General features: G+C 66.9%; 20 protein-coding genes. 7 read left to right on the top strand and 13 right to left on the bottom strand.

The features are described from left to right. Window positions 1–19: 19 nt before the first annotated feature. Window positions 20–973 carry an SDR family oxidoreductase gene (locus H0P51_RS17435; protein WP_180914025.1) on the bottom strand — a complete coding sequence of 318 codons (954 nt, stop codon included), beginning with the start codon at window positions 971–973 and terminating at the stop codon, window positions 20–22. Between the two features lie 111 nt (window positions 974–1,084). Here H0P51_RS17435 and H0P51_RS17430 point away from each other — a divergent pair, with 111 nt between their 5' ends. Continuing rightward, complete coding sequence (locus tag H0P51_RS17430; protein ID WP_180914024.1) at window positions 1,085–1,822, top strand: SHOCT domain-containing protein; 738 nt, start codon at window positions 1,085–1,087, stop codon at window positions 1,820–1,822. A gap of 157 nt (window positions 1,823–1,979) precedes the next feature. Here H0P51_RS17430 and H0P51_RS17425 read toward each other — a convergent pair whose 3' ends face one another. Beyond that, window positions 1,980–2,603 (bottom strand): MBL fold metallo-hydrolase, encoded by a 624-nt coding sequence (locus tag H0P51_RS17425; protein ID WP_180914023.1) that lies wholly within the window; start codon window positions 2,601–2,603, stop codon window positions 1,980–1,982. Beyond that, entirely contained in the window at window positions 2,603–3,688 is a 1,086-nt protein-coding gene (locus H0P51_RS17420) for an S-(hydroxymethyl)mycothiol dehydrogenase (protein ID WP_180914022.1), read from the bottom strand. Before H0P51_RS17420 ends, H0P51_RS17425 begins: the two co-directional genes overlap by 1 nt. Window positions 3,689–3,748: 60 nt before the next feature. Between H0P51_RS17420 and H0P51_RS17415 the strand changes: the two genes are divergently transcribed. The 3 genes from H0P51_RS17415 to H0P51_RS17405 all read left to right on the top strand — a co-directional run bounded on the left by H0P51_RS17415 (window position 3,749) and on the right by H0P51_RS17405 (window position 6,328). Then, window positions 3,749–4,810 (top strand): class I SAM-dependent methyltransferase, encoded by a 1,062-nt coding sequence (locus H0P51_RS17415; protein WP_180919045.1) that lies wholly within the window; start codon window positions 3,749–3,751, stop codon window positions 4,808–4,810. Continuing rightward, window positions 4,807–5,631, top strand: a complete 825-nt coding sequence (locus H0P51_RS17410) for a serine hydrolase domain-containing protein (RefSeq protein ID WP_180914021.1) — start codon at window positions 4,807–4,809, stop codon at window positions 5,629–5,631. Before H0P51_RS17415 ends, H0P51_RS17410 begins: the two co-directional genes overlap by 4 nt. Before the next feature lie 184 nt (window positions 5,632–5,815). After that, window positions 5,816–6,328, top strand: a complete 513-nt coding sequence (locus tag H0P51_RS17405) for a DUF3145 domain-containing protein (RefSeq protein WP_180914020.1) — start codon at window positions 5,816–5,818, stop codon at window positions 6,326–6,328. Between the two features lie 197 nt (window positions 6,329–6,525). Here the strand turns inward: H0P51_RS17405 and H0P51_RS28985 are convergent, their stop codons facing one another. From H0P51_RS28985 to H0P51_RS17390, 3 genes are all read right to left on the bottom strand, one after another. Continuing rightward, complete coding sequence (locus H0P51_RS28985) at window positions 6,526–8,442, bottom strand: PE family protein (RefSeq protein ID WP_180914019.1); 1,917 nt, start codon at window positions 8,440–8,442, stop codon at window positions 6,526–6,528. 97 nt (window positions 8,443–8,539) lie between these two features. Beyond that, on the bottom strand, window positions 8,540–9,454 hold the full coding sequence (locus H0P51_RS17395) for a diacylglycerol kinase (RefSeq protein ID WP_180919044.1): 915 nt from the start codon (window positions 9,452–9,454) through the stop codon (window positions 8,540–8,542). A 26-nt stretch (window positions 9,455–9,480) separates the two neighbouring features. Continuing rightward, window positions 9,481–11,061, bottom strand: coding sequence for an FAD-binding oxidoreductase (locus H0P51_RS17390; protein ID WP_180919043.1), 1,581 nt, complete (start codon window positions 11,059–11,061; stop codon window positions 9,481–9,483). Between the two features lie 47 nt (window positions 11,062–11,108). On the opposite strand from H0P51_RS17390, the gene H0P51_RS17385 reads away from it, so the two are divergent. The 3 genes from H0P51_RS17385 (at window position 11,109) to H0P51_RS17375 (ending at window position 14,691) form a co-directional block, all read left to right on the top strand. Beyond that, a complete protein-coding gene (locus tag H0P51_RS17385; RefSeq protein ID WP_180914018.1) occupies window positions 11,109–11,681 on the top strand; it encodes a TetR/AcrR family transcriptional regulator in 573 nt (190 codons plus the stop codon). After that, a complete protein-coding gene (locus tag H0P51_RS17380) occupies window positions 11,681–13,228 on the top strand; it encodes a glycerol-3-phosphate dehydrogenase/oxidase (RefSeq protein ID WP_180914017.1) in 1,548 nt (515 codons plus the stop codon). The genes H0P51_RS17385 and H0P51_RS17380 overlap by 1 nt, the downstream gene beginning before the upstream one ends. Before the next feature lie 152 nt (window positions 13,229–13,380). Next, entirely contained in the window at window positions 13,381–14,691 is a 1,311-nt protein-coding gene (locus H0P51_RS17375) for an MFS transporter (protein WP_246398842.1), read from the top strand. A gap of 41 nt (window positions 14,692–14,732) precedes the next feature. On the opposite strand, the gene H0P51_RS17370 is transcribed toward H0P51_RS17375, so the two are convergent. The 7 genes from H0P51_RS17370 to aceE form a co-directional block, all read right to left on the bottom strand. Then, window positions 14,733–16,154 (bottom strand): acyl-CoA carboxylase subunit beta, encoded by a 1,422-nt coding sequence (locus tag H0P51_RS17370; protein WP_180914015.1) that lies wholly within the window; start codon window positions 16,152–16,154, stop codon window positions 14,733–14,735. Between the two features lie 72 nt (window positions 16,155–16,226). Beyond that, window positions 16,227–17,480 carry a 3-oxoacyl-ACP synthase KasB gene (gene kasB, locus H0P51_RS17365; protein ID WP_180914014.1) on the bottom strand — a complete coding sequence of 418 codons (1,254 nt, stop codon included), beginning with the start codon at window positions 17,478–17,480 and terminating at the stop codon, window positions 16,227–16,229. Between the two features lie 34 nt (window positions 17,481–17,514). Continuing rightward, on the bottom strand, window positions 17,515–18,765 hold the full coding sequence (kasA, locus tag H0P51_RS17360) for a 3-oxoacyl-ACP synthase KasA (protein WP_180914013.1): 1,251 nt from the start codon (window positions 18,763–18,765) through the stop codon (window positions 17,515–17,517). Then, window positions 18,762–19,109 carry a meromycolate extension acyl carrier protein AcpM gene (acpM, locus tag H0P51_RS17355; RefSeq protein ID WP_036359271.1) on the bottom strand — a complete coding sequence of 116 codons (348 nt, stop codon included), beginning with the start codon at window positions 19,107–19,109 and terminating at the stop codon, window positions 18,762–18,764. Before acpM ends, kasA begins: the two co-directional genes overlap by 4 nt. 75 nt (window positions 19,110–19,184) lie before the next feature. After that, window positions 19,185–20,093 (bottom strand): ACP S-malonyltransferase, encoded by a 909-nt coding sequence (locus tag H0P51_RS17350; RefSeq protein WP_180914012.1) that lies wholly within the window; start codon window positions 20,091–20,093, stop codon window positions 19,185–19,187. Between the two features lie 140 nt (window positions 20,094–20,233). Next, a complete protein-coding gene (locus H0P51_RS17345) occupies window positions 20,234–21,562 on the bottom strand; it encodes a PucR family transcriptional regulator (RefSeq protein ID WP_180914011.1) in 1,329 nt (442 codons plus the stop codon). Between the two features lie 165 nt (window positions 21,563–21,727). After that, a complete protein-coding gene (aceE, locus tag H0P51_RS17340; protein WP_180914010.1) occupies window positions 21,728–24,517 on the bottom strand; it encodes a pyruvate dehydrogenase (acetyl-transferring), homodimeric type in 2,790 nt (929 codons plus the stop codon). Window positions 24,518–24,620 lie beyond the last annotated feature (103 nt).

Genomic DNA, 24,620 nt, shown 5'->3' with positions numbered 1-24,620 from the left:
GAGTCGGACTGGCTTCACATCAACTCCCGGTGGGGAAACTAGCGCCGGTGAGCCGCTCGGAGACCTCCCAAAGGCGTTGACGATCTTTGTCATTGGCGGCACGGGCGGGAATCTTGGCTTCGGCCACGCCGCCCCCGGAGGTCTCGTACAATCCGCGAGGCCCATAGAACGCGCCGCCCTCGGCGCCCGGGGTGGCGGCGGCGTACAGCGCCGGCAGGATGCCCTCGTCGATCTCCTGCCAGAAAAATGGGGTAACGCGCCACGACGCCGTGTAGAACCGCTGCATCAATGTTGGCTCTTCGCGGCCGTGCGACGGACCGCTGATCTGCAGGTTGGTCTTGGTCAACCCCGGGTGTGCGGCGTTGGAATCGATGCCCCAGCCGGCGGCCCGGCTGCGACGGTCCAGTTCAAGGGCGAACATCAGCACCGCCAGCTTCGACTGGCCGTACGCGGCCATCGGCGCGTAGGACTTCTCGAATTGCAGATCGTCGAAGTGGATGCGGCCACGGCGGGCAGCGATACTGCTCAGCGAGACCACCCTCGGTTTGGCGGCGGCGCGCAACAGCGGCAGTAGATGCCCGGTCAGCGCGAAATGTCCCAAATGGTTACTGCCGAACTGCAATTCGTAACCATCGGTGGTGGTATCGCGCTCCGGCGGGGTCATTACGCCCGCGTTGTTGATCAGAATGTCGATCGGGCGGCCCAGCGAATTCAGGTGCTCGCCCAGGGCCGCGACCGACGCCAGCGACGACAGGTCCAGCGGCTTGATGGTCAGCTTGGCGTCGGGCACCACTTCACGAATTTGCTCGATGGCCGCCTCGCCCTTGGACTGGTTGCGGATGGCCATCATCACATCGGCGCCGGCCGCTGAAAGCCGCTTCGCCAGTCCGAACCCCAGTCCGCTGTTGGCGCCGGTGACGACGGCGAGCTTGCCGGACAGGTCGGGCACCGTGGCGACGAGATCGTTGGCCATCTGGAACGCTCCTTCTCCCTTTTCGGCTGCGGCCGCCATTAGTGTCCCCCGTCGCCGTGGGTTTTCGCTCGTCGGCCCTTGTGTGGGCCCCTAGCGTGTCAAACTGCGTGGATGAACGGCAGACGGGTCGCAAAAGTTTCGCTGGCCCTGGCCATCGTCGTGTTGATCGCATCGGTGGCCGGATTCATCATCACCCTGGTGCTCAACGCGTTCTTTCTGGACAAATACAACGCTTATGGAGAGGTGCCTATCCCGGGAACCGGCAGCGTGCACCTACCCGCAGGTGATGCCAACATCAGCCTGCACGTCTTGGTCGCCGGCGGCACCAACGGGGTAGGTCTGCCGGTGCCGCCGCTGAGTATCACGTTCCAGCCGCCTGAGGGTGTCGCGCAGCCTGACGTGGCCGAAAGTATCGGCAGCACAACGACAGTCAACAATGATGCGCATGTGCGGGTATGGAATATCCGGGTGCATACCGAAGGCACCTACCAGGTGACCGCCGACGGGCAGGTGGGCGGATACATCAATCCACGGCTGGCCTTCGGTTACCAGAGTTCCTACGGCTACCTGGTCGGGGTGTTCGTCGCATTGTTCGTCGTCGCGCTGGTCGATCTGGTGTTGTCGTCCATCTGGCTGGGCCGTGCTCGACGCAAACCGGTGCCATTGGGCTCCGCCACATACTCGGCACCGATTTACACCACCCCTGCTGTTGCGCCGACGGCGTATGAGCCGACCGGCGAGGGAGTCAGGTTAGAGCGTCTGAAAACACTTGCCGCGCTGCGGGATTCGGGTGCGTTAACGGAAGCGGAGTTTCAGGCCGAAAAGCGTCGCATCCTCGACGAGCTGTAGGCCTGTGCTTTGCGCCGGCCCGGCCTTGCCCGGCCCTGCTCGGCCCTGCTTGGGCCGGCCCTGCCCGGTCCTGCTCGCCGAAGGTCCTCGAATGTACGTCGACACGCCGCGCGCAGCCGGCATTTGGGGGACGCTCGCGGCAGTAGGGCAGGGGGAGTCAGTGGCCCCGAGCCGCCCACTCCTCGTAGTGCACGATCTCCTCGCCGATGGTGGTGCTATCGCCGTGACCGGTATGCACGATGGTCTCGCCGGGCAGCTTGCCGAGCCGCCCGGAGATCGACTGCAGGATCGTCGGGAAATCGGAGTAGGAACGCCCGGTGGCACCGGGACCGCCGGAGAAAAGCGTGTCGCCGCTGAATACCACACCCAGGTCGTGGGCGTACCAGCACACCGAGCCGGGGGAATGCCCCGGGGTGTGCAGTGCGCGCAGCTCGGTGCCGCCCACTGTTACCGTCTCGTCATCTGCGATAGCGCGAAAATCGCTGTCGGGGTGCGTCATTCGCCACAGCACCTCGTCGGCGGGATGCAGCAACACTGGGGCATCGAGCGCCTTGCCGAGCTCGGGTGCCACCGTCACGTGGTCGTTGTGCCCATGCGTGCACACCACTGCGACGACATGCCGGCCGCCGACGGCCTCGATGATGGGCTCCGCGGAGTGGGCAGCGTCGAATACCACCACGTTGGAGTTGTCGCCGACCAGCCAGATGTTGTTGTCGACTTCCCAACTGCCGCCGTCGAGTTCGAACGTGCCGTGAGTTACCAGGCGGTCGATGTCCACCATTACAGCATCACTACCGAACGCAGCACTTTACCGTCATGCATCTTGTGAAAGGCCTCCTCGATGTCGTCTAGCCCGATCTGCTCGGAGACAAACTTTTCCAGCGGCAGGCGGCCTTGCAGATAGAGATCGATCAAGGTGGGGAAGTCGCGCTCGGGCAGGCAATCGCCGTACCACGACGACTTCAGCGATCCGCCGTGGGAGAAGAAGTCCACCAGTGGCATGTCCAGTCGCATATCGGGCGTGGGCACGCCCACCAACACCACCGTCCCGGCCAGGTCGCGGGCGTAGAACGCCTGCTTCCAGGTTTCCGGGCGCCCGACAGCGTCGATCACCACGTCCACCCCGAAGCCGTCGGTGAGGTCTTGGATAGTTTTGACGACATCGAATTCCCGAGCATTGACGGTGTGAGTGGCGCCGAACTTGCGGGCCCACTGCAACTTCGTGTTGTCGGTGTCCACGGCGATGATCTTCTTCGCGCCGACCAGCGCAGCCCCGGCGATGGCGGCATCGCCCACGCCGCCGCAGCCGATCACCGCGACGGTGTCGTCGCGGGTCACCCTGCCGGTGTTGATCGCCGCACCCAGCCCGGCCATCAGGCCGCAGCCCAGTAGGCCGGCGACGGCGGGGTCGGCCTCAGGGTTGACCTTGGTGCACTGCCCGGCCGCGACCAGCGTCTTGTCGGCGAACGCCCCGATGCCCAGCGCGGGTGTGAGTTCGGTGCCGTCGGTCAGCGTCATCTTCTGCTCGGCGTTGAACGTGTCGAAACACAGGTGTGGCCGGCCGCGCTTGCAGGCCCGGCACTGGCCGCACACCGCGCGCCAGTTCAGGATCACGAAGTCACCCGGTTCGACGCTGGTGACGCCCGGTCCGACGGCCTCGACCGTGCCCGCCGCCTCGTGGCCGAGCAGGAACGGGTACTCGTCGTTGATGCCACCTTCGCGGTAGGTCAGGTCGGTATGGCACACGCCGCAGGCAGTGATGTCGACGACGACCTCGCCAGGCCCGGGGTCCGGGATAACGATGTCGACCACCTCGACCGGCTGGCCCTTGGACCGTGAAATCACGCCGCGCACTGTCTGACTCATGGTTAATCAACCTACTGTTCGCCGCCGTTTACCGTGCAGCCAGCCGGTGTAGCGTCGCTGATCATGACGGCACCCGAAACTACCGAGGCGTTCACCGAGCGCATGGTCGCGGCCATCGACGGCGCCAGCTTGGCGATCCTGGTGAGCGTTGGACACCAGACCGGTCTGCTGGAGACGATGGCCGAGCTGCCGCCCTCGACCAGCGCCCAGATCGCCGATGCGGCTGGACTCAACGAGCGCTACGTCCGGGAGTGGTTGGGCGGCATGACAACCGGATGCATCGTGGACTATGACGCCGCCGCTGCGACCTATTCGCTGCCCGCGCATCGCGCCGCTGTGTTGACGCGGGCGGCGGGACCCCACAATCTGGCGGTGGTGGCCCAGTTCGTCCCGTTGCTCAGCGAGGTCGAGCAGAAGATCATCGACTGCTTCCGCGTCGGCGGCGGGCTGCACTACCGCGAATATCCACGCTTCCACGCGCTGATGGCCGAGATGAGTGGCATGGTTTTCGACGGGAGCCTGATTGACAACGTGCTGCCCATCGTCGACGGGCTTGTCGAACGGCTGCGCTCGGGAGTGGACGTGGCAGATGTGGGCTGCGGCAGCGGACACGCGAGCAACCTCATGGCCGAGGCATTTCCGGCGAGCCGCTTCACCGGAATCGACTTCTCCGACGAGGCCATCGCCGCCGGCGTCGCCGAGGCCGCACGCCTGGGTCTGAACAATTCGAGCTTCGAGAGTCACGATCTGACCCGGCTGGACAAAGTTGATGCCTATGACGTGATCACCGCCTTCGACACCATCCACGACCAGGCGCAGCCCGCACGCGTGCTGGAGAACATCCACCGCTCGCTGCGACCTGGCGGCGTGCTGTTGATGGCGGACGTCAAGGCGTCCAGCCGAGTGGAGGAGAACATCGGCCACCCGATGGGCAGCTACCTCTACACGACGTCGCTGATGCACTGCATGACGGTGTCACTGGCGCTGGACGGGGCCGGACTCGGCGCGGTGTGGGGGCGGCAGTTGGCCACGTCGATGCTCGCGGACGCGGGCTTCGAGGACGTGGAGGTGGCTGAGATCGAATCGGACCCGTTCAACTACTTCTACATCGCCCGCAAATGACGGCGCCCCTCGATGCCCTCGAGGACTGGCCGGTCCCGAACGCCGCCGCGGCGGTCGTCGGCCCGGACGGGGTGCTGGCCAGACACGGCGACACCGCGCGGGTGTTCGCGCTCGCATCGGTGACCAAGCCGTTGGTGGCGCGCGCCGCGCAGATCGCCGTCGAGGAGGGCGTCGTCGATCTCGACACCGAAGCCGGACCGCCTGGGTCCACCGTCCGTCACCTGTTGGCGCACGCATCGGGACTGGCCATGCTGACCGGCGATGTGCTCGCGAAGCCCGGTACCCGCCGAATGTATTCCAACTACGGGTTCGCCGTGCTGGCCGAAACCATCGAGCGCGAATCGGGGATCGAGTTCGGCCGCTACTTCACCGAAGCGGTATGCGCGCCACTGGGCATGACGACCACCCGCCTCGACGGCGGCGCCCCCGAGGCCGGTTACGGAGCCACCTCGACGGTCGACGACCTAGCGTCGTTCGCCGGCGATCTGCTGCGTCCGGTCACGGTGTCGGCCCAGATGCACGCGCAGGCCATCGACGTCCAATTCCCCGGCCTCAACGGGGTACTGCCCGGCTACGGCGTACAGCGGCCCAACGATTGGGCCCTGGGCTTCGAGCTGCGCGACTCCAAGTCGCCGCACTGGACGGGAGCGCGCAACTCGGTGCGCACGTTTGGTCACTTCGGCCAGTCGGGTGGTTTCGTATGGGCGGATCCCCAGGCGGACCTGGCGTTGGTGGTGCTCACCGACCGAGATTTCGGTGAGTGGGCGCTGGCGCCCTGGCCTGCGCTTTCCGACGCGGTGCTGGCAGAATTCGCGGCTTAGGGTCCCAGAAAATCGAGTTAGGGCTCAAAAGGGAAAACGCACACTAGCGCAACACGGGTCTCACAGGGCACAATAGACACGCACGACACACAAATAGTTGCGTAGGCATCTCAGGCACGTTGCTTGCTCGGGTTCACCAGGTCGTTGGGGAAGACGTCCCTCGTGGAACCGAAGGAGCAAGAAGATGCGTGCGTCGAATCAGTTTGCCGACGTGACGGCCGGCGTGGTGTACGTCCACGCCTCGCCAGCGGCGGTGTGCCCGCATGTCGAGTGGGCGTTGTCGTCGACCTTGCAAGCCAAGGCGAATTTGGTGTGGACTCCGCAGCCGGCCATGCCCGGGCAGTTGCGCGCGGTCACCAACTGGGTGGGTCCCGTGGGGACTGGCTCCCGATTGGCGAACGCGTTGCGCTCATGGTCGGTTCTGCGGTTCGAAGTCACCGAGGACCCCAGTCCCGGCGTCGACGGCCACCGGTTCTGCCATACCCCGCAGCTTGGTCTGTGGAGCGGCGCGATGAGCGCCAACGGCGACATCATGGTCGGGGAGATGCGGCTGCGCACGATGATGGCCCAGGGAGCCGATACCCTTGCCGCCGAGCTGGATTCGGTGCTGGGCACTGCGTGGGACGAGGCGCTGGAGCCGTATCGCGACGGCGGCGACGCCGGCGAGTTGACCTGGCTCAGCCGCGGCGTCGGCTAGCCCGGGTCCCGCGAGCAGACGTAAAAGCACCGTGGAACAGCTGTTCCACGGTGCTTTTACGTCTGCTCGGCGTCACCCAACGGGCTTGGCTGACACCGGCATATCGACGTTGCCTTTGCATACACCGCTCGCGATATCGGTGTCTCGCGAGAACTCGACATGCTGAACGCGACGCGTCCCGCGCACCGGCTACACGATCAGCCGTGCATGCCGTGTGCGCCGCTGTCACCGTGTGCGCCGCCAAGACCGGTCGCCCCGGTGCCAGCGCTGCCGGCGGCACCGGAGCCCCCGACACCGCCGTTTCCGCCGGCTGCGCCGTCGCCGCCGACGCCGCCTACGCCGCCGGGCGCCCCGGGGCCGTGGGACGGGCCGCCATTGCCACCGGCGCCACCGTTTCCGCCGGTGCCCCCGGCCCCGCCGGTGCCGCCCATTCCGCCGGCTCCGGTGCTACCGGTGTGGCCAAACAGCCCGCCCGCGCCGCCGGCGCCGCCGTCCGCACCGTCACCACCCATGCCGCCGTCGCCGCCGGTGCCGCCGTCCCCACCCGTGCCTCCGTTGCCGCCGTTAATGTTCGACTGGACCGCACTACCACCGTTGCCGCCGGCACCGCCCACCGCGCCGGCCGCACCTGCGCCTCCGGTGCCCCCGGCGCCTCCGATACCACCGGCACCACCGTCGCCGACCAGGAAGCCGCCGCGTCCGCCGACTCCGCCCACTCCACCGTGGCCGCCGGTGCTGCCCGCCACGCCGCCGCCGCCATTTCCGCCGTTACCGCCGAGACCGCCGGCCGCATTTGAGATTCCGGCGCCGCCCCCGCCCCCCGCACCGCCCGGCGCGCCGGTGCCGCCGTCGCCGCCGTGGCCGCCGGTCCCGGCTTTGCCGGCCGACGAAAAACAGTTGGCGGTGCCACCCGCACCTCCGGGGCCGCCTGGCGCGCCGACACCGCCGTCGCCGCCGTTGCCCCCGGTACCACCAATGGCTGTGTCGAAACGGGAGGTGGCGCTGCCGCCGACCCCGCCGGCACCGCCTGGCGCGCCGAGACCGCCATCACCGCCCTTGCCTGCGTTGCCGCCCGTCACGCTTTGGTCAGAGGAAATAAGGCCGCCATTGCCGCCGACTCCACCGGCCTGTCCGGCCAAGGTTCCGCTGGCGGCGTCGCCGCCGGCTTGGCCAGTGGTATTGCCGCTGTTGTCGGTGCCGTTGGCCGCAGAGGTCACCGGGGGCTGCAGAGTCGGGTTGGTGCCTGCGGCACCGGTGCCGCCGGTACCGCCGGATCCGCCGGCTCCGCCGTTGCCCCAGACGCCCACCGCGTTGCCGCCGGCGCCACCCGCCCCGCCGGTGCCGCCACCGGCCGCCCCGGCACCACCCGCTCCGCCGGCTCCGCCATCACCGACCAGCTGGCCACCGGTGCCGCCAATACCGCCGGCCGCGCCGAGCCCTCCGGCGCCTGCCGCTCCACCATTGCCCCAACAGCCGGCGTTGCCGCCGTTGCCGCCGATGCCACCGGCCCCGGCCGGCCCGGCGATGCCACCGGCGCCACCCGCCCCGCCGTTCCCGTAAAGCATCCCGCCGGCGCCACCAGTGCCACCAGCCATGCCCGGCCCGCCTTGACCGCCGGCTCCGCCGGTGCCGAAAAGCCCCGCGGCCCCGCCGGGCCCGCCGGCCAGTCCGACCCCGCCGGATCCGCCGTTACCGCCGTTACCGATCAATATTCCGCCGGCACCACCAGCGGCGCCGCTGCCGGCCGCGGCGTTCGCACCGTTGCCGATCAGTGGGCGGCCCAGCAGTGTCTCGGTGGGTGCGTTGATCGCGGACAGCACAATTTGTTGGACGTTTACGGCCTCGGCGTTCGCATATGACCGGGCACTGGTCGACAACAACTGCACGAACTGGTCATGAAACGCCGTGGCCTGTGCTGCCACGGCTTGATAGGCCTGAGCGTGCCCACTGAACACTGCTGCGATGGCCGCTGAGACTTGGTCGGCGCCGGCCGCCGCGATGGCGGTCGTCGCGCCCTGCGCAGCTGCATTGGCGGCGCCGATCTGCGATCCGATGTTGGCCAAATCCCCGGCGATTGCACCCACGATCTGGGGTGCTGCATTGACATAGGACATTCAGCCGACTCTAAGACTTCCGCTTGAAACATGTGTGAGATATGCGTAAGTCGTGCCAGACCCGCCTACCCGGATTTGGGTTGCCTTGCCGACGCCTCTAGGTGTGGTTCGGGCGTAGCACCTGAAGTGCGGCCGGGATCGCCGAGATCTCAGCCGGCAACGGACAGGCGAAGTCGCCGTCGGCGTAGACGTTGATCCCGGGGCACTCGACTTCGACCGTGCTGGCCCGCGCGGTGGTCACCTCGTCGAGTTCGATATGGGTGCCCCTGATGGCGGTGGGGAAGAAGCGGATCAGCTTCGTGCGCGATTCCGATTTGACCATGGTGAGGTCGAGCAGGCCGTCGGCGCGGTCTGCGTTGGGGCAGATCAGCATTCCGCCGCCGTAACTGCGGGTGTTGCCGAACGCCGTCATCGTTAGATCGGCCTCGATCTGCTGTTTGCCGTCGAGCACCAACCGGAACGGCAGCAGGCGCAACTGCGACAGCTCGGCCATCATCGCGATGTAGTACCGCAGCCGGCCGTGCGGCCAGGTCATTCGGTTGGCCCGGTCGGTGACCAGCGAATCGAATCCGGTCGCCGCCACGGTGCCGAACCACTTCTGGAAGCCGTCCTGGCCGGTGATCCGGCCCAGGTCAATGGTTTCCGTACAGCCGTCCACCACGATGTCCGCGGCGGCCACGGGATCCTTGGTGGGAATGCCGAATTCGCGGGCGTGGTCGTTGCCCGTGCCCGCCGGGATGATGCCGAGCGGAACGTCGGTGCCCGCCAGCACCTGCAGTGCGTTAGAGATGACGCCGTCGCCGCCGGTGACCATGACGGCGTCGGTGCCCTTGTCCAGCGCGGCGGCAACCAGATGACGGGCATCCTGGGCGTCGTCGCCGATGATCTCGACGACCTCGACACCGCGGTGATGCAGCCGGGCGATCGCCCGTTGTGCCGCCTCGATCGCGGCCCCATGTCCGGACATCGGATTGGTCAGCGCGGTCACCCTGCCGATCTCGCGTCGGCCCATCGGACCGGTGGCAGGATCCTTTCGGGTCACGGAATCAGCTTGCCGGGGTTGAGGATTCCGGCTGGGTCCAGTGTCGCTTTGACCGCCCGCAGTACCTGCACACCAAGCTCGCCGACCTCGTCTTGCATCCAGGCCCGGTGATCGGCGCCGACCGCGTGATGGTGGGTGATCGTTCCCCCGGCGGCCATGATGGCATCGCATGCGGCCCGCTTGGCCGCGAACCACTGCTCGATCGGGTTTCCGCGCTGCCCCGCCACAACGGTGAAATACAGCGACGCCCCGGTCGGGTAGACGTGCGATACATGGCACATCACCAGCGCGGGTGTGCCGGATTCGCCCAGCGAGCTGGTCAGCGCCTCGGTGACCGCAGCCTTAAGTGCCGCGATGTTGGACCAATCGGTGGCGGTTTCCAGCGTTTCGCACAGCGCACCGGCGGCCAGCAGCGAGTCGCGCAGGTAAGGGGCGCTGAACCTGCCATGCTCCCATGTCCGGGCAGGCTCCTCGCCCAACGACTTTCCGCCGTGGGCCTCCAGCACCGCCCGCGTCTCCGCATGCCTGCTCTCGGCGTGCTCCGGGGTGCCCTCGAACAGCGTCAGCCCCAAACACCCGCCGGCGGCCTGTTCTTCGCCGATCGATTCGTGGGTGGCCAAGTTGACCCCGGTTTCGGCCTCGTCGGAAAGGCGCACCACGGTAGGCCCGGTACCGGCCTGGGTGACCGCGCGCAGCGCCGCGACGCCGGTCGCGAAGTCCGGGAACGACCACGCCTCGTAGCGCGTGGTCTCGGGCTTGCGATGCACGCGCAGTCGCACCTTGGTGATGACGCCGAGCACGCCCTCCGACCCGATCGCCAGCTGTCGCAAGTCGGGGCCGGCTGCCGACGCCGCCACCCGGCCCAGGTCCCACACTCCGGCCGGGGTGACCATGCACAGCCCGATGATCATGTCGTTGAACCGGCCGTAGCCAGCGGAATCCTGGCCTGAGGAGCGGGTCGCCGCGAAGCCGCCGATGGTTGCGTACTCGAAGCTCTGCGGGAAGTGGCCTAGCGAGAAGCCGTGCTCGCCGAGCAGGCGCTCGGCGTCCGGGCCGGTGACCCCGGCGCCCAGTTCGGCGATCCCGGACACCTCGTCGAGTGAATGCAATTCGTCGAAGCGGCGCAGGTCCAGTGAGATCACGGCGTCGAAGCGGCCGCGGACGGGATCCAGACCGCCCGTTACGTTGGTGCCGCCGCCGAACGGCACGATCGCGATGCCGTGCTCGGAGCAGTAACGCAGGACCTCCAGCACCGCCTGGTCGTCGCCGGGGATCAGGACCGCATCCGGCGCGTTCTGGACACCGGTTTCCTTGCGGCGCAACATATCCGGAGTGGACTTTCCGCCGGCCCGCAGCAGCCGGTCGCGATCGTCGGTACGGAAGAACTCGGCGCCGACGATCTTGGCCAGGGCGTCCTGATCGGCCGGTGACAGGGCACTCGGGCGCAGCCGCACCTGGTCGGCTTCTAGCTCCACCTCGTCGGAATCCTCGAGGCCGACAACCTGCTTCAGCATGCCGCGAATGGCTTCGGAGAGCGGTTTGGCCGCAGCGGGATCTCCCCAGGCGTTCCATTTCATCGGCGGAAGAAGGTCCTCGCTGTGCGTCATGCGTTACAGTATTACACATGGTGTCAATCAGTAACGATGCACATCCGGACACCGGGAATCGGATCCTGGCCGCCGCGGCCAGCTGCGTGGTCGACTACGGCGCCGATCGCGTCACCCTCGCCGAGATCGCCCGTCGCGCCGGCGTCAGCCGCCCGACGGTCTATCGCCGCTGGTCTGACACCCAGTCGATCATGTCGACTCTGCTGACCAACCACATCCAGGCCGTTGTCCAGGAAGCGCCGTTCGACGGCACCGACCGCGCGGCCCTGGTCAAGCAGGTGGTGGCAGTCACCGATCGGCTGCGCCGCGACGAGTTGATCAAGTCAGTGATGCACTCGGAGCTAGCCCGCGTGTACATCACCGAGCGGCTGGGCACCAGCCAGCAGTTCCTAATCGAGGGCCTATCCGCCCGGCTCGAGCTCGCCCAGCGCGACGGCAGCGTTCGCGACGGCGATCCCCGCCAACTGGCCACCATGATCCTGCTGATCGCCCAATCGACCATCCAATCCGCCGAAATCGTCAAACCGATCCTCGACGACGAGGCGCTAGCCGCCCAACTCACCTACACGCTGAACGGATACCTGTCCTGATGGAACACTCGACTGCGCTGAACGCGGCGCGCCGCACCGCCGACCTGACTGCGCTGGCCGACGGCGCTCCGGTGGATGTGGTGGTGATCGGCGGGGGCATCACTGGCGCGGGCATCGCCCTGGATGCGGCGTCGCGCGGGTTGCGGACCGTATTGGTGGAAAAGCACGACCTGGCGTTCGGCACCAGCCGCTGGAGTTCGAAACTGGTGCACGGCGGCCTGCGCTACCTGGCCACCGGTAACGTCGGCATTGCGCGGCGTAGCGCCATCGAACGCGGAATCCTGATGTCGCGCAACGCCCCTCACCTGGTCCACGCGATGCCACAGCTGGTTCCGCTGCTGCCGTCGATGAGCCACGCCAGCCGTGCGCTGGTGCGTTTCGGCTTCCTGGCTGGCGATGCGTTGCGGGTGCTGGCCGGTACGTCGTCGGCGACATTGCCGCGGTCGCGGCGGATCTCGGCACGGCGCGTGATCGAGATGGCGCCGACGGTCCAGCGCGACGGTCTGGCCGGCGGATTGCTCAACTACGACGGACAACTGATCGATGACGCCAGGTTGGTGACGGCGGTTGCGCGGACCGCGGCCCAGCACGGCGCCCGAATCCTGACCTACGTCGCCGCCTCGGCGGCCACCGGCACCTCGGTCACGCTCACCGACCAGCGCACCGGGCAATCGTTCGATGTGGCGGCCGCAGCGGTGATCAACGCCGCGGGAGTGTGGGCCGGCGATATCGACCAAGAGCTGAAGCTACGGCCAAGCCGCGGAACACATCTGGTGTTCGACGCCGCCGCGTTCGGCAATCCGACTGCGGCACTGACTATTCCGATTCCCGGCGAACTCAACCGGTTCGTGTTCGCGATGCCCGAACAGCTCGGCCGGATCTATCTCGGGTTGACCGACGAGGATGCGCCGGGCCCCATTCCCGATGTGCCCGAACCCTCGGAGGAGGAGGTCAACTTCCTGCTGGACACCGTGAACACCGCGCTGGGCAGCGCCGTCACCGCCGTCGACGTGATCGGCTCCTATGCGGGTCTGCGACCGCTGATCGACACCGGAGCTGGCCGCACCGCCGACGTGTCGCGCGACCACGCCGTCTTCGAGTCGCCAACCGGGGTGATCAGCGTGGTCGGCGGCAAGCTGACCGAATACCGCTACATGGCCGAGGACGTGCTGAACCGGGCGATCAGCCTGCGCCACCTGCACGCCGCGGCGTGCCGGACCCGGAACCTGCCGCTGATCGGCGCGCCGGCCAACCCGGGTCCCGCCAAACCTGTGGGTGGACCCGCGGCAGGCTTGCCGCCGTCCCTGGTGGCCCGCTACGGCGCCGAGGCGGTCAGCGTGGTGACCGCCGCCACCTGCGCGCGACCCACCGAACCCGTCGCCGACGGCATCGATGTCACCCGGGCCGAATTCGAGTACGCCGTCACCCACGAGGGTGCCCTGGACGCCGCTGACATCCTGGACCGCCGGACGCGCATCGGCCTAGTGCCGCGGGACCGCGATAAGGTCGTCGCGGTCGCCGAAGAGTTCCTGGCCGAGGCCGGCTGAGCGGGGCGGTGGGTTCGGCCGGGCGCAGTTGGGGTAAGAAACCACCGGTGGACACCGAGAGCCCGCCGCAGCGCTGGGCCCGCGACGAGATCAGGGTCACCAATCCGGAAACGGTCTCGCGGACCATCGCGGGCACCGCGATCGGCAACTTCATGGAGTGGTACGACTTCGGTGTCTACGGCTATATCGCCACCACCATCGCGCAGGTGTTCTATCCGGGGCACAGCGTCAGCGCGGTACACCTGATCGCCACCTTCGGCACGCTAGCGGCCGCGTTCGTGGTGAGACCGCTGGGCGGATTCATCTTTGGCCCGCTCGGCGACCGGATCGGACGCAAGCGGGTGCTGGTGATCACGATCCTGATGATGACCGCCGGCACCACGTTGAGTGGCCTGCTGCCCGGCTACAGCGCGATCGGGATTTGGGCGCCGGTCCTGCTTGTCATCGCTCGCGTCTTCCAAGGCCTATCCACCGGCGGCGAGTTCACCGGAGCGATGACCTATCTGGTGGAGCAGGCACCCGACCGCAAACGCGGGATGATGGTCGGATTCCTGCCGCTGGGCAATCTGGTCGGCTTCGTATTGGCCGGATTCCTGGTCACCGGACTGCAGGCCTGGCTGCCCGACGACGATTGGCTGGCGTGGGGCTGGCGGGTGCCGCTGCTGCTCGGGGCGCCCCTCGGGCTAATTGCGCTGTACATGCGGCTGCGGCTGGAAGAGTCGCCGGCCTTCACCCATCTGGATCACGGCGCCTCCGAAGATGATGTCCCACAACAGTTTTGGCATACCATCGCGGAGCAGTGGCGGCCGATGCTGATCTGCGCCGCACTGGTGCTGACCTCCCAGGTCGCCGACTTCATGATGACCGGATACCTGCCGACCTACCTGAAAGTGGTTGTGGGAGTGCAGAACGTCGGACTTGCGATGATCGTCATCGTGTTGGCGATCCTGATGGCCGCAGTGGTATTCGTCGCAAAACTGTCCGACCGCATCGGGGTCAAACCGATCATGTGGACGGGCTGCGGCCTGCTTGTTGCGGCGTCGATCCCCGCGTTCCTGCTGATCCGCTCCGGCGGCATCTACCCGGTGGTGTTCCTCGGTGTGCTCCTCATCGGTCTGATGGAACTGTGCTTCGACAGCACCACGCCCTCGGCGTTGCCGGCGCTATTTCCCACCCGTGTTCGCTACGGCGCGTTGGCCATTTCCTACAACGTCGCGATCTCCGCGGTCGGCGGCACCACCCCGTTGATCGCCCAGGCGCTGATTTCGAGTACCGGCAACCCGATGGTGCCGGCCTATATGCTGATCGCGGCGGGCCTGGTCGGCCTCGTCACGCTGCGGTTCATGCCGGAAGTCGCGCGCAAGCCGCTGCCCGGATCGGGTCCGTCGGTGGAAACCGAGGAGGAGGCCGACGCGCTGGCCGGTGCCCAAAGAGATCCGGAGGAAAGCGCTACTGCGAACTAGCGGTTAGCATTTCGCGGTGTGGTTACGCCCGCGGCAATGAATTACAGCGGGATGTTCTTGTGGCGGCCGCGGCGAGCGGGCGCCTGTGCCAGCGCTTCGGTGAGCTTGCTGCGGGTGTGCGACGGGTCGATCTTCTCGTCGACCACACCGATGTCGATGGCGCTATCCACCCCGCCGGCGATCCGCTCGTGCTCGGCGGCCAGCTCGTCGTGCAGCGCCTCCCGTTCGTGCTCGGGCGCGGCGGCCAGCTTGCGCTTGTGCAGGATACCGACCGCGGCCTTGGCGCCCATCACGGCGACCTCGGCGTCCGGCCAGGCGAATACCTTGGTCGCGTTGAGCGAACGGGAATTCATCGCAATGTATGCGCCACCGTAAATCTTTCGGGTGACCAGGGTGACCCGTGGGACGGTGCACTCGCCGAAGGCGTGCAGCAGCTTGGCGCCGCGTCGCACCACGCCGCCCCATTCCTGGTCGACCCCGGGCAGGTAGCCGGGCACGTCGACGATCACCACCAGCGGGATGCCGAACGCGTCGCACAGCCGCACGAAACGCGCTGCCTTCTCGGCACTTTCGGAGTTCAAACAGCCACCCAGCCGCAGCGGGTTGTTGGCCAGCACACCGACCGTGCGGCCCGAGAGCCGGCCCAATCCGACCACCATCGACGGTGCCCACTTGGCCTGGAATTCGGCGAACGGGCTGTCGGAGTCCAAGATTGCGGTCACGATGGGGTGCACGTCGTAGGCCCGGCGAGCAGACTCGGGCAGCAGCGCCTTAATGTCGGTGTCACCGGCCTCGGCCTTGCTGCGGTCGAAATGCCCTTGCTGGCAGAACAATCCGACCAACTCGCGGCCTCGCGCGTAGGCGTCGAGTTCGTCGTCGGCGACGATGTGGCACACACCGGACTTCTTGTGGTGAGTCTCCGGACCGCCGAGGGAGGCCATATCGACGTCCTCGCCGGTGACGCTGCGGACCACGTCGGGCCCGGTGACGAACACCCGGCTCTCGGGGGCCATCACGATGACATCGGTCAACGCCGGTCCGTAGGCGGCGCCACCGGCGGCGAAGCCGACGACCACCGAGATCTGCGGAATGTAGCCCGACGCCCGGATCATCGCCTCGAACACCGTGCCGACGGCGTGCAGCGCACGCACACCCTCGGCCAACCGGGCACCGCCGGAGTGCCAGATCCCCACGATCGGGCTCTGCTCCTCGATGGCGGTGTCATAGGCGTCGACGATGTGCTGGCAGCCTTCGGTCCCCATGGCGCCACCCATCACGGTGCCATCCGTGCAGAACGCGATGGTGCGCACCCCGTTAACGGTGCCGGCGGCGGCCAGCAGCCCGGAACGGTCACGCTCGTGCAGCAGTTCCACGCTGCCGTCGTCGAAGAAGTTGCTCAGACGCAACAGCGGGTCGCGAGGGTCGAGCGACTCGCCAACTGCCTCAGGGGCCATGATTGTCATCGCAGGTCTCCTAGTTCGCCAGGTATGTTCCGGGTTTAGCCGATGAAGCTTGGCTTTTTCTTGGTGCGCCGCCTAATAGCGTCCAAACGCGATCGCGACGTTGTGACCGCCGAATCCGAACGAGTTGTTGATCGCGTAGCGGTAGTCGCCCGGCCGAGGCTTGCCGGCCACCACGTCGAGGTCGATCTCGGGATCCAGGTTGACCAGGTTCAACGTCGGCGGAATGACCTGGTCGCGCAACGCGAGCACGGTCAGGATCGACTCCACCGCGCCGACCGCACCCACCGAGTGACCCAGCGCAGACTTCGGCGCATAAACCGCCGGCTTGTTGCTGCCCAGCGCGTTGTTGATGGCCTTGCCTTCGGCCACGTCACCTACCTGGGTGCCGGTGGCGTGGGCGTTGATGTGGTCGATGTCTTTCGGAGTCAGACCTGCGAGTTGAATCGCGCGCGACATCGCGTGCCCGGCCCGCTCACCGTTGGGGTCGGGCGCCACCATGTGGAAACCGTCCGAGGTGATGCTGGCACCCATGATGCGGGCCAGGATGTTGGCCCCGCGAGCCTTGGCGTGCTCCTCGGTCTCGATCACCATCAATGCTCCGGCCTCGCCGAATACGAAGCCGTCGCGGTCCTTGTCGAAGGGGCGACAAGCACCGGCCGGGTCGTCGTTGTTGGTGGACATCACGATGCGCATGTTGGCGAATCCGGCGATCGGCACCGCCTCGATCCTGGTCTCCACACCGCCGCAGATCGCCATGTCGGCCTCGCCGAGCACGATCTGCTGCCAGGCCCGGGCAATGCCCTCGGACCCGGACGCGCACGCGGAGACCGGCGTCATCACGCCGGCCTTGGCGTGGCGCTCCAGCCCGACGGCCGCCGCGGCGCCGTTGGGCATGTACTTCTGCACTGCCAGCGGCGAAATCGCCCGGAAGCCGCGCGCCCGCATGTCGTCGTAACCGAAGACCAGCTCCTCGGCCGACCCCAAACCAGTGCCGATGGACACCGTCAACCGGTTGGTGTCGACCTCGGGGTTGCCGGCGTTCTCCCACACCCGTCGGCCGATGATGGTCGACATCCGCTGCAGGTATGCCGTGCGGCGCAGCTCGACCCGCGTCAGCTGGCTGTCGAACTCCTCCAACAGATGCCCACCGATACGGACCGGCAGGTCGAATTCCTCGACAAACGGGTCGTCGAGGGTACGAATCCCACTTTGGCCGTCGAGCAATAACTTCCAGGTGTTTTCGGCGTCAGTTGCCAACGCCGTCGTCATGGCAATGCCGGTGACGACCACATTCGGGAAAGCCTTCCCGGTGACCAGCTCTGTCATGGCTCTAAAGAACGTTCCTTCCGTGCATACGGCCTCAGTAGCGCCCAAACGCGAGCGCCACATTGTGGCCGCCGAACCCGAACGAGTTGTTGATCGCGTAGCGGTACTCGCCGTAGCGAGGCTCGCCTGCGACCACGTCAAGTCCGATCTCAGGGTCCGGGGTCTCGTAATTCAGTGTCGGTGGGATGACTCCGTCCCGAAGGGTCAGCACCGTAAGAGCAGACTCGAGAGCGCCGACGGCACCGATCGAGTGTCCAAGCGCCGACTTTGGCGCGTAGACAGCGGCGTTTTCACAGCCCGCCACTCTGATTGCGTTTGCTTCAGCCGCATCGCCGATCGGCGTCGCCGTTCCGTGCGCATTGACGTGGTCGATGTCGCTGGGGGACAACCCGGCCAGTTCCATAGAGCGCTGCATCGCCCGACCCGCTCGCACACCGTCGGCGGCGGGGGCCACCATGTGGAAGGCGTCCGACGTGATGCCGGCGCCCATCAGCCGGGCCAGCGGCTTTGCGCCGCGAGCCTTGGCGTGCTCCTCGGTCTCGATGATCATCAGCGCTCCGGCCTCGCCGAACACGAACCCGTCCCGGTCCTTGTCGAACGGTCGCGACGCGCGCTCCGGCTCGTCGTTACGCGTCGACATCGCCCGCATCATCGAGAATGCCGCGATGGGCAGCGCCTCGATCGGACCTTCGACCCCGCCGCAGACCGCGAAGTCCGCGTCGCCCATCACGATCTGACGCCACGCGTGGGCGATGGCCTCCGAGCCCGACGAACACGCCGACACCGGGGTGATGACCCCGGCACGTGCCCCGAGCTGCAGGCCCACCACCGCGGCGGCGCCGTTGGGCATGATCATCTGAACGGCAAGCGGCGATACCTTGCGGGGGCCGCCCTCGTTCATCAGGTCGTAGCTCTCCACGATCCGCTCGGCCCCGCCCAGCCCAGTGCCGACCACAACGCTGAAGCGGTCGGGATCGACCTCCGGGGCGCCCGCGGTCTCCCACAGTTGCCCGCTCAGCAGTTTGGCCAGCCGCTGGACGTAGGACATGCGCCGCAAGTCGAGGCGGCCCATGTGGACGTCGACGGGTTCCTTGAGGTGCCCACCGATCTTGGCTGGTAGGTCCCACTTGGTGACAAATTCGTCTTCGAGGACGTGGATGCCGCTCTCGCCGGCCAACAATCCCTTCCACGTGCTCTCGATGTCCGGCGCGATCGACGTCGTCGCCGCGACGGCGGTTACCACAACGCTGGGGTAACCGCCATTAGCAGTGGAAGGCTTGGTCACTTGCTTTCTGCTTCCAGCCTCGACTTGACGTTCGCGACGGCCTCGGGGTTCTCGGTCTCGAGCTTTGCGCGCAGCGCCTCGGCAGCCTCGGGGTTCTCTTCCTCGAGCTTCTGGATGTAGGCGACGACGTCACCGACGGTGCGCAGACCGGCGAGGTCCTCGTCCGGGATCTTCACGCCGTACTTGTCCTCGGTCTGCACGGCGATCTCGACCATCGACAGCGAGTCGATGTCCAGGTCGTCGACGAACGACTTCTCCGGGGTGACCTCGGAGGGCTCGATGCCGGTGACCTCTTCGATGATCTCGGCGATACCGGCGATGATTTCTTCCTGACTGACGGCCACAGTTAGTTCCCTTCGTAATATGTTGTGTGTAAACCGATTTGACGTGCTTCTTTGCTTCTGGACGGGAGCCGGAGCTTAAAGATCTGCCAGTTCGTCCAGATCTGCGGGTGACTTGACGGCACGCGTCGGAACCCCCCGAAGTTCGCGTTTGGCGATGCCGGTCAGAGTGCCCGCGGGGGGGAACTCCACGATCGCCGTGACATTGTTCTCGCGCATGTATGCGGTGCACAGATCCCAGCGCACCGGCCGGGTCAGCTGGGAAACCAGGGCCTGCATCGCCGCGGCGGCGCTGGCGACCGGCTTGCCGTCGAAGTTGGACAGCAGCGTGGCGGTGGGCTCGGCGGTCGCGATGCTGGCCGCGGCCGCAGCGTAGCCGTCCAGGGCCGGGGCCATGAACTCGGTGTGGAACGCGCCGGCCACACCCAGCGCGCGCACGCGGGCCTTGGCGGGCGGGTCCTCGGCAAGCTTCTCCAGGGCGGTCAACCGGCCGGCGGCCACGATCTGGCCGGCAGCGTTGCGGTTGGCCGGAACCAGGTCGAGCTGCTCAAGGCGGGTGAGCACCTCGGCCTCGTCGCCGCCGAGCACGGCGGACATGCCAGTGGGCTCGGCGGAACACGCCTTGGCCATCTCGGCGCCACGGGTGGCTGCCAGCATGACCGCGTCGTCGGGGGCCAACACCCCGGCGATCGCGTAGGCCGCGATCTCGCCGACGGAATGGCCGGCCACTACCGTTTCCCGGCCGGCGAGGCTGCCGCGCCTGGTCAGCTCCTGGTAAGCGAGCAGCGTGGCAGCCACGATCAACGGCTGGGCGATCGCGGTGTCGGTGATCTCCTCAGTCGACGCCGTGGTACCCAGCCGGGCCAGGTCTAGGCCACTGGCCTGCGACCATGCGGCGATCTGGTCTGCAGCGCCGGGCAGTTCCAGCCACGGCGACAGCATCCCCTCGGTCTGAGAACCCTGTCCGGGTGCAAGCAACGCAATCACGTGTCTAAGAGAACACTGTGAAGACGGTTTTGCGGGGTGTAACAGATTATGAACCTCGTCTTAGGTTTTTGTATACATCCCACAAAATAGCATCGTAAGCTACATGTTTGAGATACAGCCGCGACCTGTCATCTAAATCACTAACTGCCGGATCCGCCGCCAATACCCCCTCTGACCGGGGACGGAAGCGGGGGAACCGGAATGTTGGCGGCAGCCGAAGGAGTCGTCGGGTAGTTCAACTGTCCCACCGTGGCCGCCACACGCAGCACATAAGCATCGCGCGGCTGGGTGGGATCGCGTCCGGTGAAGTCGGTGATCCGCTTGAGCCGGTAGCGCACCGTGTTTGGATGAACGAACAACTTCCTGGCGCAGGCCTCAATCGCGCCGCCAGAATCTAAGAAAGCATCCAGGGTTTCAACAAGTGTCGGCCCGGCATCGGCCAGCGGCCGCATCACGTCGGTGTGCAACGCCACGATGGCCGACGCATCGCCCATCAAGGCACGCTCTGGCAGCAGCTCGCGGGCCAGCACCGGTCGCGGTGCACCCCGCCACCCGGCGACCGCATTCATTCCCGAGATCGCCTCGCTGGCACTGTGATAGGCCGCCGTCAGCATCGGCGCCGTCGGGCCGATTACCACCGGCCCATCCGAAAATGCATCCATCAATTCTTTAAAGAACTTGTCCGTCGGAGATAGATGGCCCGACACGATCGCCACCAGCCAGGTGCCGTGCACGTCGGTCAGGGCGGCTCGGCCATGCCGGATGGCGGCGTCGCGCACGTCCTGACTGGCGCGGCTGGGGCCGGCTTCTGCTGCGCCGTCGCGGCCCGGCGCCGGGGTCCCCACCACCACCGTGGCCGGTGCGGTGGTGTCCCAGTTCAGCGCGGCCGCTCGGGACAGCAGTTCGGGGCCGGTATCGCCGCGCACCACGGCATCCACGACGCTGGCCTCCATTCGGCTGTCCCAGGCTCCGCGCGCCTCGGCGGCGTCGGCGTAGGCGGTAGCCGCGGTGAACGCCAGGTCGCGGCTGTACTTAAGAATCCCGACCGTCAGCGCGGTCAGCTGCTCTTCCGATCGCGCGAGCAGTGGCACCACTTCCTCGAAGAACTCCATCGTCACCCGCACCATGTCGACCGTGTGGCGCAGCGCGATGCGCCGGGTCAGATCCTGAGGCACCAGCTCGAAGGCCTGCGCGGTGTAGCTGACATTGCTGTGTGGATCCTGCATCCACTCCACGAAGTTGACCACCGCGGTCTGTACCACCAGCGCGACGCTGGCCCGCTGGGATGCTTCCAGATCGGCGAAGAACGGCAACCGCTCCTGCATTGCCGAGACCGCCTCGGTGGCTAGCCGACCCGAATATTGCTTCAGCCGACGCAGCAGTGAGTCCGGGACGGTGTCCAGCAGCTCCAGCGGGGACCTGGGTTTAGTCAGGTTCGCAAACGGCCCCGCGAAGGCATTGTCATTCACACCTAAAAGCTACGCCTGTTTTATGGAAGGTTCCGCTAAGTGCCGGGGCCACTTATTCAGCGGACGAACCGCCATTCGCCCGCCGTCAGCAGTGCGGTAGCGCGACGTCGGGCGCCCGAGCGCTGTGCGAGCGTGACGTACGGCGCGCGAAAAGGAACGCAGTCCTTAGGCCACGCCCGGATCCGATGTCTGCTCGGGGGCAGCCTTGACGTCGTCGATCTTGTACTGGCGTGCGGCCTCGACCGCCACCGACAAGTCGATCTCCCCGTCCCGGGCCAGCGCCTCGAGCACCGCGACCACCGTGGATTCGGCGTCGGTGTTGAAGTAGCGCCGCGCCGCGGGCCGGGTGTCGGAGAACCCGAACCCGTCAGTGCCCAGCGTGACGTAGGTGCCGGGCACCCACGGTCGAATCTGCTCGGGCACCGCACGCATCCAGTCCGAGACCGCGACCACGGGCCCGCGAGTGTTCTCCAGCGCCTTGGTGATGTAGGGCACGCCGGCCTCTTCGTCGGGGTGCCGCAGGCGATGCTTCTCCACCGCCACGCCGTCGCGGTTCAGCTCGCCCCAGCTAGTCACCGACCACACGTCGGCGGCCACGTCCCATTCCTCGGCCAGCATCTCGGCGGCCTTGAGCGCCGAGGGCATCGCGACGCCGGACACCAGGATTTGCGCGGTGCTCGAACGCTTCTCCGTGGCCGCGCGGAAGCGGTAGATGCCGCGCAGCGCACCTTCGGGGTCGAAATTCTCCGGCTCGGGCGGCTGTAGATACGGCTCGTTGTACAGCGTGATGTAGAAGTACACGTTCTCCGGGTTCTCCCCGAACATCCGCTCCAGCCCGCTCTCGACGATGTAGGCGATTTCGTAAGCGAACGCCGGATCGTAGGCAACCACGGCCGGGTTGGTGGACGCCAACAGCAACGAATGCCCGTCGGCGTGCTGCAGGCCTTCGCCGACCAGCGTCGTGCGTCCAGCCGTCGCGCCCAGCACGAAACCACGGGCCATCTGGTCGGCCGCTGCCCACAGGCCGTCGCCGGTGCGCTGGAATCCGAACATCGAATAGAAGATGTAGAGCGGGATCATCGGCTCGTTGTGCGTGGCGTACGACGTGCCGGCCGCAGTGAACGAGCCCACCGAGCCGGCTTCGTTGATGCCCTCGTGCAGGATCTGGCCGACTTCACTCTCCTTGTAAGCCAGCATCAATTCGGCGTCGACGGCGGTGTACAGCTGGCCGTTGCGGTTGTAGATCTTCAGCGACGGGAACCAGGAGTCCATCCCGAACGTGCGGGCCTCGTCGGGAATGATCGGCACAATTCGCGGTCCAACCTCTTTGTCCCGCAACAGTTCTTTGAAGGTCCGCACCAACGCCATGGTGGTGGCGACCTCCTGGTTGCCCGAGCCCTTCTTTAACGCCTTGTAGGTGTCGCGACCGGGCAACTTGAGGGCCTTGGCCTTGGTGCGGCGCTCGGGCACGAAGCCGCCCAGGGTACGGCGACGGTCGAGCAGATAGCGGATCTCCGGGGCGTCCGCGCCAGGGTGGTAGTAGGGCGGCAGATAGGGGTCTTTCTCCAGCTGCGCGTCGCTGATCGGGATTCGCATCGAGTCCCGGAACCGTTTGAGGTCTTCCAGCGCAAGCTTTTTCATCTGATGCGTGGCGTTGCGGCCCTGGAAGTGCGCGCCCAGCGAATAGCCCTTGATGGTCTTGGCCAGGATCACCGTCGGCTGGCCCTTGTGAGCGAGCGCGGCGTGGTAGGCGGCGTAGACCTTGCGGTAGTCGTGGCCACCGCGCTTGAGGTTCCAGATCTCGGAGTCGGTCATATCCTTCACCAGCGCCTTGGTGCGCGGGTCGCGTCCGAAGAAGTGATCGCGCACGTAGGCACCGTCGTTGGCCTTGTAGGTCTGGTAGTCGCCGTCGGGGGTGCTGTTCATTAGGTTCACCAGCGCGCCGTCACGGTCGGCGTGGAGCAGGGCGTCCCATTCGCGCCCCCACACCACCTTGATGACGTTCCAGCCCGCACCGCGGAAGAACGACTCCAGCTCCTGAATGATCTTGCCGTTGCCGCGCACCGGGCCGTCCAGGCGCTGCAAGTTGCAGTTGACTACGAAGGTCAGGTTGTCCAGGGCCTCGTTGGCCGCCACCTGGATCAGGCCGCGGCTTTCCGGCTCATCCATCTCCCCATCGCCCAGGAATGCCCAGACATGCTGGTTGGAGGTGTCTTTGATGCCGCGGTCATGCAGGTAATGGTTGAACCGTGCCTGATAGATCGCGTTGAGCGGCCCGAGGCCCATGGATACCGTCGGGAATTCCCAGAAGTCGCTCATCAACCGCGGGTGCGGATAGGACGGCAGGCCCCCGCCGGGATGGCTGTGTTCCTGGCGGAACCCGTCGAGCCGATCCTCGGAAAGTCGGCCCTCGAGAAACGCCCGCGCGTAGATGCCCGGCGAGGCGTGACCCTGGATGAATATCTGGTCGCCGCCGCCCGGATGCGACTTGCCGCGGAAGAAGTGATTGAAACCGACCTCGTAGAGCGCCGCCGACGAGGCATACGTGGAGATATGGCCCCCGACGCCCACGCCGGGCCGCTGCGCACGGTGCACCATGATCGCCGCATTCCACCTGATCCAGGTCCGGTAGCGACGCTCGACGTCTTCGTCGCCAGGGAACCAAGGCTCCAACTCGGTCGGGATGGTGTTGACGTAATCGGTCGAGGTCAGCGCCGGAATGGACACCCGCTGCTCGCCGGCCCGTTCCAGCATCCGGAGCATCAGGTAGCGCGCCCGCGCCGGCCCGGACCGCTCCAACAGCTCGTCGAAGGACTCAAGCCACTCCGAGGTCTCCTCGGGGTCGATGTCGGGAAGATAGGAGGCCACACCCTCGCGGATCACCCGAACGCGGTCGGGTTCGCTTGTGCTGCTTGAGGTTTTGGCCAGATCGTTGCGCGCGAACTCGGTGGTCAACTTCCGCTCCTGTAGTCGGCGGGGCATCGGCTGGGGTGGCCGCCCCTCTATCGTGCCGCACCGGGCCCGGGGGTGGGTACTCGCCGTCGGTGACCCCCTGGGC

This window comes from Mycobacterium vicinigordonae (assembly GCF_013466425.1).
GTDB classification, from domain to species: Bacteria; Actinomycetota; Actinomycetes; order Mycobacteriales; family Mycobacteriaceae; genus Mycobacterium; species Mycobacterium vicinigordonae.
The sequence above is the reverse complement of the archived record's forward strand: the minus strand, read 5'-3'. Positions and strand labels throughout refer to the sequence as shown.